Annotated in this window: 15 protein-coding genes; 11 read left to right on the top strand and 4 right to left on the bottom strand. The window is 35.1% G+C overall.

The features are described from left to right. Nucleotides 1–13: 13 nt before the first annotated feature. A complete protein-coding gene (gene nfsB, locus HW347_RS05015; protein ID WP_214610842.1) occupies nt 14–667 on the bottom strand; it encodes an oxygen-insensitive NAD(P)H nitroreductase in 654 nt (217 codons plus the stop codon). 256 nt (nt 668–923) lie between these two features. On the opposite strand from nfsB, the gene HW347_RS05010 reads away from it, so the two are divergent. Continuing rightward, entirely contained in the window at nt 924–1307 is a 384-nt protein-coding gene (locus HW347_RS05010) for a winged helix-turn-helix transcriptional regulator (RefSeq protein WP_214610841.1), read from the top strand. A gap of 519 nt (nt 1308–1826) precedes the next feature. Here HW347_RS05010 and HW347_RS05005 read toward each other — a convergent pair. Both HW347_RS05005 and HW347_RS05000 read right to left on the bottom strand, forming a co-directional pair. Next, the gene (locus tag HW347_RS05005) at nt 1827–2699 is read right to left on the bottom strand and encodes a helix-turn-helix domain-containing protein (RefSeq protein ID WP_214610840.1); all 873 of its coding nucleotides are present in this window, start codon (nt 2697–2699) and stop codon (nt 1827–1829) included. Between the two features lie 111 nt (nt 2700–2810). Then, entirely contained in the window at nt 2811–4022 is a 1212-nt protein-coding gene (locus tag HW347_RS05000) for a winged helix-turn-helix domain-containing protein (protein ID WP_214610839.1), read from the bottom strand. Nucleotides 4023–4250: 228 nt separating this feature from the next. On the opposite strand from HW347_RS05000, the gene HW347_RS04995 reads away from it, so the two are divergent. Continuing rightward, nucleotides 4251–5549 carry a serine hydrolase domain-containing protein gene (locus tag HW347_RS04995; protein WP_214610838.1) on the top strand — a complete coding sequence of 433 codons (1299 nt, stop codon included), beginning with the start codon at nt 4251–4253 and terminating at the stop codon, nt 5547–5549. 98 nt (nt 5550–5647) lie between these two features. On the opposite strand, the gene HW347_RS04990 is transcribed toward HW347_RS04995, so the two are convergent. Then, complete coding sequence (locus HW347_RS04990; RefSeq protein WP_214610837.1) at nt 5648–6100, bottom strand: Lrp/AsnC family transcriptional regulator; 453 nt, start codon at nt 6098–6100, stop codon at nt 5648–5650. 156 nt (nt 6101–6256) lie between these two features. On the opposite strand from HW347_RS04990, the gene HW347_RS04985 reads away from it, so the two are divergent. The 9 genes from HW347_RS04985 to HW347_RS04945 all read left to right on the top strand — a co-directional run bounded on the left by HW347_RS04985 (nt 6257) and on the right by HW347_RS04945 (nt 12863). Further along, nucleotides 6257–7393: a histidine decarboxylase gene (locus HW347_RS04985; RefSeq protein ID WP_225901825.1), complete on the top strand. Its 1137-nt coding sequence runs from the start codon at nt 6257–6259 to the stop codon at nt 7391–7393. A 45-nt stretch (nt 7394–7438) separates the two neighbouring features. Beyond that, nucleotides 7439–8323: a helix-turn-helix domain-containing protein gene (locus HW347_RS04980; RefSeq protein WP_317195303.1), complete on the top strand. Its 885-nt coding sequence runs from the start codon at nt 7439–7441 to the stop codon at nt 8321–8323. A gap of 95 nt (nt 8324–8418) precedes the next feature. Beyond that, on the top strand, nt 8419–8862 hold the full coding sequence (locus tag HW347_RS04975; RefSeq protein WP_214610836.1) for a MoaF-related domain-containing protein: 444 nt from the start codon (nt 8419–8421) through the stop codon (nt 8860–8862). Nucleotides 8863–9022: 160 nt separating this feature from the next. Beyond that, entirely contained in the window at nt 9023–9649 is a 627-nt protein-coding gene (locus HW347_RS04970; protein ID WP_214610835.1) for an O-methyltransferase, read from the top strand. An 8-nt stretch (nt 9650–9657) separates the two neighbouring features. Then, the gene (locus HW347_RS04965) at nt 9658–9852 is read left to right on the top strand and encodes a hypothetical protein (RefSeq protein WP_214610834.1); all 195 of its coding nucleotides are present in this window, start codon (nt 9658–9660) and stop codon (nt 9850–9852) included. A 4-nt stretch (nt 9853–9856) separates the two neighbouring features. Then, nucleotides 9857–10483 carry a ferric reductase gene (locus HW347_RS04960; protein ID WP_214610833.1) on the top strand — a complete coding sequence of 209 codons (627 nt, stop codon included), beginning with the start codon at nt 9857–9859 and terminating at the stop codon, nt 10481–10483. Between the two features lie 116 nt (nt 10484–10599). Then, entirely contained in the window at nt 10600–11466 is an 867-nt protein-coding gene (locus tag HW347_RS04955) for an SDR family oxidoreductase (RefSeq protein ID WP_214610832.1), read from the top strand. Between the two features lie 5 nt (nt 11467–11471). Then, nucleotides 11472–12200, top strand: coding sequence for an FAD-binding oxidoreductase (locus tag HW347_RS04950; protein ID WP_214610831.1), 729 nt, complete (start codon nt 11472–11474; stop codon nt 12198–12200). Nucleotides 12201–12401: 201 nt separating this feature from the next. Next, nucleotides 12402–12863, top strand: a complete 462-nt coding sequence (locus HW347_RS04945) for a hypothetical protein (RefSeq protein ID WP_214610830.1) — start codon at nt 12402–12404, stop codon at nt 12861–12863. Nucleotides 12864–12973: the final 110 nt, after the last annotated feature.

The following is a 12973-nucleotide window of genomic DNA, read 5'->3' as shown; positions in this document are numbered from 1 at the left end:
CCTTTTATGTTGATTATAATTTGGTAATAATTGTTTCTTCAGGAAACCTGGATTTTGGTAATTTGGCGTTGAAATCAGAATCTTTTCTGTATCCTAAAGACACGACCGCTAAAGTGGTGTAACCTTTTTCTCGTAAGTCAAACTCCTCATCCAAAGCTTTTACATCTACACCTTCCATTGGGCACGCGTCAATACCTATTGCGGCTGCACCTAATAAAAGAGCTCCCATATTTAGATACACTTGTTTTTCCATCCAGTGCGGTAGGTCTTTAAGGTCGTAACGGTGAATGTCAGCGAACAACTTACGACCGCCTTGCATTTGGTCTTTGAATTCCTGAGCCGAAAAGCGACCATCTTTATCTTCTTGTTCCAAAATTTTATTCATGTAAGACTCATCTGCATTTGTACGTGCAGCAATGACAATTACATGAGAGGCATCTAAAACTTTAGGGGTATTAAAATGAAAGAAACCTTGTGTCCCTTTTGTTATTCGTTCTTTGCTTTCTTGGGTATCTGCAATTAAAAAATGCCAAGGTTGTAGGTTTACACTTGAAGGACTTAAGCGTAAAATAGATTTGATTTGTTCAAAATCTGAATTTGATATTTTTTTAGTAGCATCAAACTCTTTTACTGAGTAACGGTTGTTTAAAATCTCTGTTAAGTTCATTTTAGTGAATGTTTTATGTTTTTAAATTTGTACTATCAAAATGATAGTAACAAAAGTATGTATAGTAATAACTTGATGCAATAACGGTCACAAAGTATAGTATCAAATATATTTTCAAATCATTGATAACAAGTGTTTTATAAAAATAATTTTTACTATAAAAAATATAGTTGCATATTATTTTACTGTTTGGTAAATTTGATATAGAATTAAAAATAGGTGTTGAATAAAATATTTTTAGACCTCAAAAAAAGATATGAACAGAAAAGAACTGTTTGAAAAGAAGCCCAGAATAAAAATTAATGACAAGGTTTCCTATTGTCCAACTAGCGCAGCAATGGAACTTATTGGCGGCAAATGGAAGAGCGTTATATTAACCCACTTAATAGAGGACAAAAAACGTTATAATGAACTACGCAAAGAAATTCCAGGTATAACAGAACGCACATTGAGCTTGCAATTGAAGCAATTGGAAACGGACGGTCTGGTAATCAGAAAGGTTTTTACTAAAAAACCACCACTAAAAGTTGAATATTCCCTTACCGATTTTGGACAGACTTTAACTCCTATTTTAACTAGTATTATAGAATGGGGATTACGGGCGGCCGAAACCAAAGGTGAGTTTTTGCTTGATGAATAGTATAATGGTCTATAGTGTTTGTTAGCTTTTTCATTTTCTATGTGTTCCAATTTTAAAAGTAGACCGAACTACCCTCTATAGTCCTATAGAAAAGAGACCAATTAGTGTCCAAATGGGAAACTACCTGATATAAATGAGTTGATTAAAGAAATTACATACAAGTAATGAAAGATTAAATTTATAGTCTTTTTTAAATGGTCCATGCGTACTGTCTATTGACGCATAGCATTTGTATGGCAAATTTAATTGGAGAAGCCGTATAACTAATTTAGAAACCTTAATATTAGGTTTTACTGTATAGGTATACTTTACACAAAATAAGCATTCGTATGTTCTAAAACGTAAGCCGTATACGGTATTAATTCTGCCGGTTCTGTAATAGGAACGGCTTATAAAAATGATTAGGAAACGCTTTTAACTGATAGAAGACTGGTGTTTCGAGGTCATAAAAAGAAGATGGTGGTTTTGAAGCTAAAAATGAAGAAGACTTACCGCCCTAAGTTTAAATGAGTAATAAGGTTATAAGTGACTTCGTCTAAAAGTTTCAGGAGTGAAATTAGCGTGCTTTTTAAAATACTTGTACATATTAGTAGGTTCATCAAAACCAGATGTATAAGCTATTTCTGTAATAGACATAGATGTATTGATTAAAAGACATTTAATTTGGGTTATTACAACTTCATCTATTACGGATTTTGAAGACTTGTGCACAATCGCTTTACAGATGTTGTTTAGTGTTTTGGAGGTACATCCCATTAATTTAGCATAATCCAAAGTCTTTTTGGTTTTAAAGCAATGGTGTTCAATAAGACGTTGAAAGTTTAGAAACTCTTCAAAATATTTGTGTTCAGAAAATGACGCGCCCTGTTTAAGTTTTATCCGCAATAATCTGTATACCAAAATATGCAGTTCATTTCTAATAATACCACAAGAGAATTCATCATAATTTCTTATGTATTCTATTTCAATATGATTGATTAATGAAATTACACTCTTGTAATCCTCATCATCCAGTGTAATTTTTGGAGAAGTTAAAAACTTATTAAAAAGCTCATGACAACGTGCAACCTCTTTTTGGCTTAATAAACTGGCCACGAAATTTTCCGTAAAAAGCAATAAGTAACCTTTGCTATTCGAACCTTTGAAAAATCTTTGTAGTTGATTTTTTCTAATGGTAATAAGGGTTTGTTTACTATACTCGTAATCGGTAAAATCTACGGTATGCTTTCCATAGCCTTCCGTAATAACAATAATTTGATAAAATTCTACTCTATGCAGTAAGGTGATGTCCTGTTTTAAACGGCGTGACATGAGTTCTTCCAATCGGATTAACTCAAAACCTGACCCAGGCCTACTTTTATTGATGAATTTTAAGTTTTTAAAATCTATCACCCTATAATTTAGTTACAAATTCTTTAGTGTAATACCGCGCACACTTCCTTATTTATAGGCGGTTATGCTTTAAATTACAAAAAAAAAGAATAGCTTTTTCGGTAATACAGTTTATTGGAAATCTAATGATTGAAATTTACGCAGAAATTCAAATTTTAAACTTGGGGGTTCTATGCCATGTAATACAACACTATTACACTCATTGAACTTCATAAAGGGCTGTAATTCTTTGGTCAGGGCATCCGCAAAAGCTTCGGTCTTTCTTAAACCAGGTTCTAATGTTAACTGATTAATATTCAAGACCTTTTCTTTTCTATCAGCTTTGCTGTCCATTCGGGCAACCAGTTTCCCATCCCATAAAATTGGTAAAGTAAAATACCCAAATTTCCGTTTTTGTTGCGGCACGTAGCATTCCAAAAGATAATCAAACTCAAAAATGTCTGACGTTCGTTTTCTTTGAATTAGCAAATTATCAAAAGGCGATAAGATATTAAGTTTCTTCCGTGCTAACGGCTTACTTAATAGTTCTAGAGACTCTGGTAAAATATAATACTCATTGTCCGCCACACGTATTTGCTCTATTTCTCCATCTGCAAGCATATTTTTTAAAGCTTGAGTAACCAATGGTTTTGTTTTCTTGATGAGATAAGTCATCTCCGTTAATTTCCCCAGTCCGTTGGCCTGTAAATATTTCTTCACCAAAAACCTGCCGTATTCATCATTCGTTGGGGTAGTGGTGTTCAATGAACTCGGCAAAACTCTTTCGGTAAGGTCGTATACTTTATGAAAGTTGACACGTTTTGAAATCATCAATTCACCCTCCATAAACAAATTTTCTAAAGCTTGTTTTGTAGGAGCTGTTTTCCATTCGCCATGCTTCTTCCCTTTTTTGTCAAAATCCTTGGCCATCAAAGGGCCTTCGGCTTTTATACGTTCAGCTACAGACTTCATAAGTTTTGTATCTCGCTTGTACCAGTGTTTTTGTTTTCCAGAAGCAATAGCTTGTTTGCGAGGCAAAGTAAAACGGTAATCGGTCATAGGAAGGTACGAAGCCGCGTGTGCCCAATATTCAAAAACTTTCTTATCTGCTATGAGTTCCTGTATATGAGCCGATTTGTATCTGGAATTCCGATTGTACAACGTATGATGGTGTGCCCTTTCAATAACAGAAATAGTATCTATCTGAACATAACCTAAATGTTCAATAGCAGAAAGCGTTGCTTCTTGGGCAGAGCCAACCACTTTTTGAGTAGGTAAACGCTGTGATAGCAAAACCAATTTTTGTGCTTCGCGAACAGAAAGGCTTTCTTTTTTTAAACTCATGTATAAGGTTCAAGACCAGCTTTGATAGGATTGTAAAAGTAAGAACATCACTATTCATTTTTGAGAGTTTTGTTAACTGATTCTGTCAAATAAGTGCTTTTATCGCACAAAATGTTAAGAAGTCCATAAAAAGTGGTCAAAAAACATAAGAAAAAGAGCATTTCATCCGTTATTTAAGCAATTCACCCTATTTTCGTCTTTATCAAACAACCAAAGAATCGTTCATTAATGCAGAGATATAAAATTTTAATTGGATCTGCGCTCGTCGTTTTTACAATATCAGCGCTTGCTTCACGCATATTCCATTCAGAATCAACAGATAAACTTCACAAATCAGAAACTGCAGTTACCACTGTGGAAAAAGCACCAAATAGTAAGAAAGATGTTGTTCTTTACGCAACTAGGCAGAAGAAATTACACACTGCATTAAATGCCTATTTTAGAAAAGCTATTGCCAAAGGAGATGTTGTTGGAGCAGGGGTGAGCATTGTACGAGGGGACTCTATAATGATTTCTGAAGGGTTTGGTAGAAAAAATAGTCTTGAGAGCAACTCGGTAAATGGTGAAACCGTTTTTAGGTTGGGTTCTTTATCAAAAGGTTTTGCAGGTATGTTAGCCGCAAATATTAAAAGTGAAGGAAAGTTAGACTGGACGGATAAAGTAAGTGATTACCTTCCTGAGTTCCAATTGGGAGATGGGTCTAACACCAATAATGTAACATTGGCGAATGTTTTATCCCACACTTCAGGCACACCTTACCACAGTTTTACCAATCTTGTTGAAGCTGACATACCCTTAAAGGATATAGCCAAACGATTTAAAGAAGTGATGCCCATTAGCAAGCCGGGAGTTATGTATAGTTACCAAAATGCTATGTTTGCGCTTTGCGGGGAAATGATGAAAAAAGCAACGGGCCAAAAAATAAATACACTTTTGGACAACCGGTTCTTTAAGCCGTTAGAAATGTGTACTACCACTACCAATTACGAGACGCTAACCCATGAGCTTAATATTGCCATGCCTCATGTACGAATAAGAAATGGTTGGAGAGCGGCTCACTTAAGGGATAATTATTACAATGCTGTTGCAGCAGGCGGAATTAGTTCTAATGCTCACGATATGGGCAGATGGATGCGTTTTTTGTTAGGTCACAATCCTGAAATCATGAAAAGTGATGCTATTGGCGAGGCTTTCAACCCGTTTATTGAGATTGCCGGTCACCGTAAATATTACCAAAGATGGCCTGGCCACACAAGATCATATTACGGTTTTGGATGGAGAATTCATAAGTTCATTGAAGGTGATACTAATTTTGAAAAAACTATCTGGCATCACGGCGGAAGCGTTAATAACTACAGAAATGAAATTGCCGTATATCCTGAAGCAGATTTAGGTATCTGTGTTCTATTGAATAACAACTCTCCAATTGCCGGAACGGTAATTCCAGATTTGTACGAGATAATTAAAGAGGTTTATAGGGAGACAGCTCCTAAAGAGTTACAAAAGGTGGCTGCTACATCTTTATAAAAGCAAGACAAAATTAATAACGCCCGTTTCTATAAATAGCTATAGAGGCGGGCGTTTTTTTGTTTTATAAGTTAGGATTAGAAAGAGCAGTTTTAAAATCACAAACTATAAGCGGTACTATCCTTCACAGAGTTCAAAACAAAGGAGGTGTGTATCGTAGCAATGCCATTTATGATGGACAATTTATCGTTGATAAATTCATGAAATCCGGCTATATCATCTACGGCTATTTTTAGTAGGTAGTCAAAATTTCCCGAAACCTGGTGGCATTCCATGATATCGGGTAATAAAAGCATCTCACGTTTAAAACTATCTGCCAACTTCTTTTGTTGCTTGGTTAGAGTGACTTGACAATAGGCAATTAGTTTCTTTCCTATTTTGGTTCTATCGAGCAAGGCTACATAAGATTTTATAATCTCTTGCTGCTCCAATTTTCTAATTCTTTCATAAGTTGGGGTCACACTTAGGCCTACTTTGCCAGCAATTTCTTTGGTATTTTGCTTTGCATTTTCCTGAAGTTGCATCAGTATTTTACGATCTATATCATCCATACTAGATTATTTATCTATTTCATATCCTTCTATAACCTTGTTCAGTAATTTATAACTGCTAAAATTAGTATTATAGTTTAATATTCTAATTTAATAAAAATAGAAGTAATAAACTATTATCAATTGTAATTTTACAGAATTAAATTGAATGGTAAAATGACGATAAATATGGATAATGAGCAACAAATAGATGACCTATTAGCAAAACTAATTCAAGAAAAAGATAGAGTTATAGGATACCCTGTCGCCAAAGATTTTGATTATTCCAGATTATATGAGTTTTTAAAACATCCTATTAATAATGTTGGTGATCCATACGAGGACAATACCTATAAGGTTCAAACGCATGACATGGAAAGAGAAGTGGTTGATTTCTTTGCGGAACTATTTAGGGCCGACCCAAAAGATTATTGGGGTTATGTAACCAATGGCGGTTCTGAGAGTAACTTGTATGGTCTATATTTAGCTAGAGAATTATACCCAAAAGCAATGGTGTATTTTTCTGAATCTACCCATTACAGCGTGCGCAAAAACATTCATTTACTGAACCTACCAAGTATTACCATTAGAGCTCAGGAAAACGGGGAATTAGATTATGAAGACCTTGAGAATACGTTGCAACTTAACCGTGATAAACCTGCCATTATCCTTACTACGTTTGGAACAACAATGACGGAGGCTAAGGATGATGTTTCTAGAGTGAAGGGAATTTTGAAAAAACTGGCTATCCAAAGTCACTATATACATTGCGATGCGGCACTGGCGGGTTCTTATGGCGCTTTTATAGAACCTCGTATTCCATTTGATTTTCAGGATGGTGCGGATAGTATTTCTATTAGCGGCCATAAATTTATTGGCTCACCTTTTCCTTCAGGTGTTATTGTTGTAAGGCGCTCCTTGAGGGATAGAATTGCCAGAGGTATTTCTTATATTGGTTCTCTAGACACGACTATTACGGGTTCTAGAAACGGACATAGTCCGTTATTTTTATGGTATGCTATTAAGAAAATGGGGGTTGAAGGTCTTGAAGCTCGTTATAGACATAGTTTAGAAACCGCTGAATATTGTAAGCAGGAATTAGCCAAAATAGGAATACATGCATGGACTAATAAAGGTGCTATTACCGTTGTGTTTCCTAAAGTACCGAAGCCAATTAAAGAGAAATGGCAATTAGCTACAGATGAGACCACTCATATTATTTGCATGCCAAATGTTACTAAAAAACAAATAGATGAGTTTATATTAGATATGGTAAACGAGAAAGAACCTGTGGCTAGTTTTGTGTATAATTAACAGCTTATCCACTCGGTTAACCATGTAGAATACTATTTTTAACAAGTGAAAGAACAAAACATAGCATTAAAAAATATTCCCAACGTTGCTTTTAAGAGTAATGAGGGAGTTACTGATGTTGAGTTTTTTGATTTGGCCGAACTATTCTCAAGGGTAGCTAAAGACCCTAATCACGACCCAAAACAACCGCACAGAATTACCTTTTTTGCTTTAATGATTATTACGGAAGGAGAGGGGATACATCAGGTGGATTTAAAGGATTATGCTATAAAAAAGGGTTCTGTACTAAAAATAGCGAAAGGTCAGGTGCACGCTTTCCAGCCTAATTTTCAGTATAGTGGTTATTTGGTAGTGTTTACGGAAGATTTCGTTTTGAGGTATTTCTCTCAGTCGTCCATCAATTATATTTCGCATTTGTATAACTATCACATTTCCGAACCTTTGGTTGAAAACAGTGCCTTAAACGACTTTTTTTTGGAACAATTAATCAAAGAATTTGCAAGTAAAAATACGTATGCTCAAAAGGAAATAATTGCAAAAATACTAGAGATTTATTTGTTACGCTTAGAGCGTCATACGCATAACACACCCCTAGACAATTCTAGTACGGCAAACCAAACTCTCTTTTTTCATTTTAAAGATTTAGTAGAGAAAAACTACACAAAAACACGGAATGTAAAGGACTATGCAGATTTACTATCCATCTCTACAAAACACTTGAATAAGATTGTCAAAGAATTCACTTTAAATACGGCCAAACATTTCATAGATAATTTTGTAATTCTAGAAATAAAAAGAGCAATCGTAAGTACCGGTTATAGTTTAAAAGAAGTGGGTTACGCAGTAGGTTTTGATGAAGTTACAAACTTCACTAAGTTTTTTAAAAAACACATGGGCACTACACCCAAACAGTTTAAGGCTGCTTTATAGTCTTTCTTGCTCATATTTACCATTTATCCTCTAAGATTAACCTACCTAGCCATTCTGTGTAGCTATACTTTTGTAATGAATCAAAATTTACAAAAATGAAACTAGGTACATTAATTATAATCACACTTTTCACAATCGGAAATGGTTTTGCTCAAAATAAAACTACAGAAGAAAACCTGTATCAATTTGAAGAACCAGAACACTTGCTGGATGGCTACTCGCTAAATTTTCAGTATCAAAATGGTACGGCTATTCACTTTGAATTTTACAATGGCATGGCTAAGTATGAATGGATAGCTGGACCTGCAAAAGGGAATGGTAACCAAGATATTCCTTACCGTTCGCGAAAAATTGGTAATGAGCTTTATTTAGTTAATTGGCATGAAACAGGAATTAAGGACTACCTAACCATTGTTTTCGATTTTGAAAAAATGATTGTACACAGTTCTATTATAATCGGTTATGAAAACAAGCCCGAAAGAACGTTGAAAACAGTATTCAAAAGTGGCATTATAGACCACCTAAAAATAGCTGAATAACCATAGGGTTAAATGATAACCGTGGTCTTGAGCATTATTTTGAATAGTTAAAACAGGTGTTGGTTAAAACAAAATGGTTTCACTTTTACCATTTTAAACCTCATTTTGATACTGTTTTACCGTCGCAATTACTACAACTTTGTAGTGTAATAAAAATGTTATGTTAGTTAGACAGCCCAATAGTATAGAATTAACCATAGATCAATTATTTAACGACGCAAAAGATGATCGTTTCAAAATAATTAAAGGCTTGGCAAAAAGTATCATGAGGCCAATACAGCCTATAGATTTTAAAGATGTATATCTTTCAATTTCTAGGGAACAAGGGCTTGATTTGGTACAGCTAATAAAGGAAAACAACCTTAAAAATGTTGTTGAGTTTGGTACCTCTTTTGGCATCTCTACACTTTTCTTAGCACAAGGGGTAAATGAAACAGGAGGTACTGTCATTACTACAGAGCTTATTGAATCAAAAGCACTTAAGGCAAAAGAAAATTTTGAAAAAGCAGGAGTAAGTGATGTAGTGGAAGTAAGGATTGGAGATGCAATGGAGACTCTAAAAAACCATGCAGACCCTATAGATTTATTGGTATTGGATGGTTGGAAAGATTTGTACCTGCCACTTTTTAAAATGTTAGAATCTAATTTCAAAAAGGGAACTCTTATTTATGTTGATAATGCCGAGATGGCGGATACACAAGAATTTCTAAAAAAGATAAGTCAAAATAAGAAGTATCACTTGCAGCCTAAATCTGGAGGTAAAGTAGTTTTAATACATACTAAATAAGTTAAAATATGAGCGATGTAGCTAGTTGCCCAACATGTGGTAGCAAATCCAAAATAAAAGAAAGAGAAGGTAAAACAACTTATGCTGCTGTTCAGGATGAGGAAGCTTTCAAGAAAATTGGTCAGCTTAAAAAGGCTATGGAAAAGTTTAAAGCAAAAGCCGAAGCTTTAGAAGAAGAATTACGAGAATTAAAATCGTCTTAATAATATGGACTTTTTAAAAAAGAATTATGGTTGGATGTTGGTCGCTATCTTGGCTAGTTTGCCATTATTAGTTTTGATCAATATGTTAGAAGTAAATCTATCTAACGGGTTTTCCATAGCCTTGGTAGAAGGCGCAGGAGGAGAGGGCAAAACCACCCTAGAAATGCTGTATCACGTTTCCGGAGAATTTGCCATACGGTGGATGACCGCGGTACTTACGTGTACTCCGTTTTTTATCCTCTTTGGCGTTACTAATCTTTTTGTGAGACAAGCCATGGGTATCGCCACAGCGGTTTGGAGTTTTATACATTTTATAATTTTTATTTGGGCAGAAGGTTTTTTGGAAACTTTTACGCAAGTGAATTATGTAGCAGGATTTATAGCAGTTCTTATATTGATTCCCCTCTTTTTTACCTCTAATAGAAAATCTATGAAGCTGTTAAAAATGAACTGGAAAAAGCTACAAAGTTTAGCTTACGCGGCTATTTTTCTTAGTTTAGTACACGTAGCTATTTTAGAGAAAACGTGGATTATTTATGCGGTCATAGTAGGCTTAGGTTTCATTATTAGAATTCCATCAGTAAGAAAAAAGATTATGGCCATTCGTAAAAAGAAAGCAGGCCTAGCTTAAAATTAAGAGTAGTAAACTACCTCGGGGCAATCCCACGAGGGATTAAAAGAAATATACTTTGATTCGAGGCAAGCCTCGGAACACTTAATCTCGATTATCAAGTAAAAAGAAAACAAATGAAAATAGCGGTCACATCAGCAAGTGGGAAATTGGGGGCTTCCATTGTAAAGCACCTGGTTGATTTAATAGGGAAAGACAACGTAATCGGTATTGCTAGAACCCCTGAAAAAGCAAAACACTTAGGCGTAGAAATCAGAAAAGGTGATTATAACAATCGTGAAGACTTTAATAACGCCCTAAAAGGAGTAGATAAAGTATTACTTGTCTCAGGAATGGACGAGCCTCAAAAGAGAATTGAACAACATAGAAATGTCATTGAAGCCGCTAAACAAAACGGCGTTCAAAAGATAGTCTACACAAGTATTATTGGTAGTGAAACGGGTACGGCTTTTAGTCCCGTAGTGAACAGTAATCGCCAAACAGAAGAAGATGTGCGCAATTCTGGCTTACACTGGATCAATGGTAGAAATGGAATTTATATTGAGCCAGATTTAGAGTATATAGATACCTATATAAAAGAAGGCGAAATTAGAAATTGTGCTGCAGACGGTAAATGTGGGTACACCAGTAGAGAAGAGCTTGGCTTTGCCTATGCACAATTGCTTTATAATGATAGCCTTAATGATAATACTTATAATCTATTGGGAGAAGCTATTACACAAACGCAACTGGCAGAATATATTAATGAAGTTTACAAGACGGACTTAAATTATACATCGGTTTCTGTTGAGGAGTATAAAAAAGAACGTCAAGAAGCGTTGGGTGAATTTATGGGAACGGTTATTGCCGGTATTTATGAAGGCATCAGAAACGGTGCTAACGTTGTACCTTCAGACTTTGAAAAAGTAGCCGGAAGACCTCATAAATCTACCTTAGAGATTATAAAAAATTACCATCAGAACCATCCACAAAATTTAGCATAGCAGTAGTGAGTATTATAGAAAACATCTTAAAAAAGGTAGTCTTAAATGAGGCTGCTATTACAGAAAAGGTAACCCTTTCTCAGTCGGTTTTTAGAATCCGGTTGCAAAGTGAGAGTATTCGCAATGCTAATTTTTTGCCTGGTTCTTTCTTGCGAATGGCTATTGGCATTGGTAACGAAGAGGTATCCTTAAAGGATAAAATCAGAAGTTATAGCGTGTGGGATATTAACAGCAAAGAAGGTTTTCTAGATTTAGCAATCGCTACACATAGTAACGGTATGGGCTCGCAATGGGCAAAGGAATGCCAAGTAGGTGACCAGGTTTATTTTAAATGGAAGAAAGGCAATTTTCTAGCAGATGATTCTGCGGACAGTTACATTATGATAGGCGACCTTTCTGCACTTTCTCATTTGTATATGATAAACCGAAACATAGGAGAAAACAAGCAAGTAGCCAGTGTAATTTACAGCGAACAAAAAAGCGAATTATTTCCAGATATAGACGGAAGCATTCCTTTTGACTTCTTTGAGTTTCCTAAAAACCCAAGTACTGAAATCATTGCTAAACTAAAGAAAATAGTTCCTGAACTAAAAGGTAAGAAGATGGTCTATATTGCTGGCGATAGTAGGCTATGTGTTGCTTTAAACCAATTTTTTAAAAAAGAATTGCAGTGGCCAACTAAGCAGATTAAAACAAAACCTTTTTGGAACCCAGATAAAAAAGGATTGGAATAAATTTCAATTAAACCTATAGATTTAAGTAGTACCCTATGCGGCAAGAGCGTCAAGCTTTTGCCGCTTTTTTGTTTTTATATTTAAGTTGCTTAGCTTTTTATTAAAAATCTTACGTGTTTTTGTAGGATAGGCTATTAAAGGTTGTAAATTGGTTACTAAACTAAGAGTTACAATCGTAACCTAATAAAACCTTCCTAAGTCATGAACCCAAAAGCCACTCTTAAATACTTCATTTTTGCCAGCACATTTGTCCTAATAGGTATTTGTATTTCTTGTAATGTAACCAGCAATCTAGAAAAAGGGAGTAATTCAAGCGCCATAGATGGGGTCTGGGAATTAAGCCATTTCTATAACCTAGGAAACGGAGATACGCTAAGTGTTGATACCAGTAAAGTGCAACATAAAATCTATTTAGACGGACATGTTATCTGGAATACGGACCCAGCTGCGGATGCTTCTGAATGGCATGGCTATGGTACCTACACTTTTAAAAATGATACCATTACAGAAACCCTGACTTCAATGTCCAAGTCTATGCAGAGTGATGTAAATACGTATGTAATTCCCATAGAGCGCAGTAATAACACTTATAAGCAGGTAAATACTTATGAGCGAAACGATACTATTTTTCAAAATATTGAGATATATAAAAAGTTGAACTAAATTCAATTTTATTCCGAAAGGGAATTTAGGATAAAGTGAAACCCATCTGTCAATACATACTGTTGATAGATGGGTTTTTTATTATGATAGGAGGGTAGCCAGAATACTTG

The sequence above is a fragment of the Zobellia barbeyronii genome, from assembly GCF_018603515.1.
GTDB lineage: Bacteria > Bacteroidota > Bacteroidia > Flavobacteriales > Flavobacteriaceae > Zobellia > Zobellia barbeyronii.
This window is presented reverse-complemented; position numbering and strand designations above follow the sequence as displayed.

Bases quoted from the DNA above. Each gene is read 5' to 3' on its own strand.
- nfsB (WP_214610842.1), bottom strand. From the start codon at position 667: ATGAACTTAACAGAGATTTTAAACAACCGTTACTCAGTAAAAGAGTTT.
- HW347_RS05010 (WP_214610841.1), top strand. From the start codon at position 924: ATGAACAGAAAAGAACTGTTTGAAAAGAAGCCCAGAATAAAAATTAAT.
- HW347_RS05000 (WP_214610839.1), bottom strand. From the start codon at position 4,022: ATGAGTTTAAAAAAAGAAAGCCTTTCTGTTCGCGAAGCACAAAAATTG.
- HW347_RS04995 (WP_214610838.1), top strand. From the start codon at position 4,251: ATGCAGAGATATAAAATTTTAATTGGATCTGCGCTCGTCGTTTTTACA.
- HW347_RS04990 (WP_214610837.1), bottom strand. From the start codon at position 6,100: ATGGATGATATAGATCGTAAAATACTGATGCAACTTCAGGAAAATGCA.
- HW347_RS04985 (WP_225901825.1), top strand. From the start codon at position 6,257: ATGACGATAAATATGGATAATGAGCAACAAATAGATGACCTATTAGCA.
- HW347_RS04975 (WP_214610836.1), top strand. From the start codon at position 8,419: ATGAAACTAGGTACATTAATTATAATCACACTTTTCACAATCGGAAAT.
- HW347_RS04970 (WP_214610835.1), top strand. From the start codon at position 9,023: ATGTTAGTTAGACAGCCCAATAGTATAGAATTAACCATAGATCAATTA.
- HW347_RS04965 (WP_214610834.1), top strand. From the start codon at position 9,658: ATGAGCGATGTAGCTAGTTGCCCAACATGTGGTAGCAAATCCAAAATA.
- HW347_RS04960 (WP_214610833.1), top strand. From the start codon at position 9,857: ATGGACTTTTTAAAAAAGAATTATGGTTGGATGTTGGTCGCTATCTTG.
- HW347_RS04955 (WP_214610832.1), top strand. From the start codon at position 10,600: ATGAAAATAGCGGTCACATCAGCAAGTGGGAAATTGGGGGCTTCCATT.
- HW347_RS04945 (WP_214610830.1), top strand. From the start codon at position 12,402: ATGAACCCAAAAGCCACTCTTAAATACTTCATTTTTGCCAGCACATTT.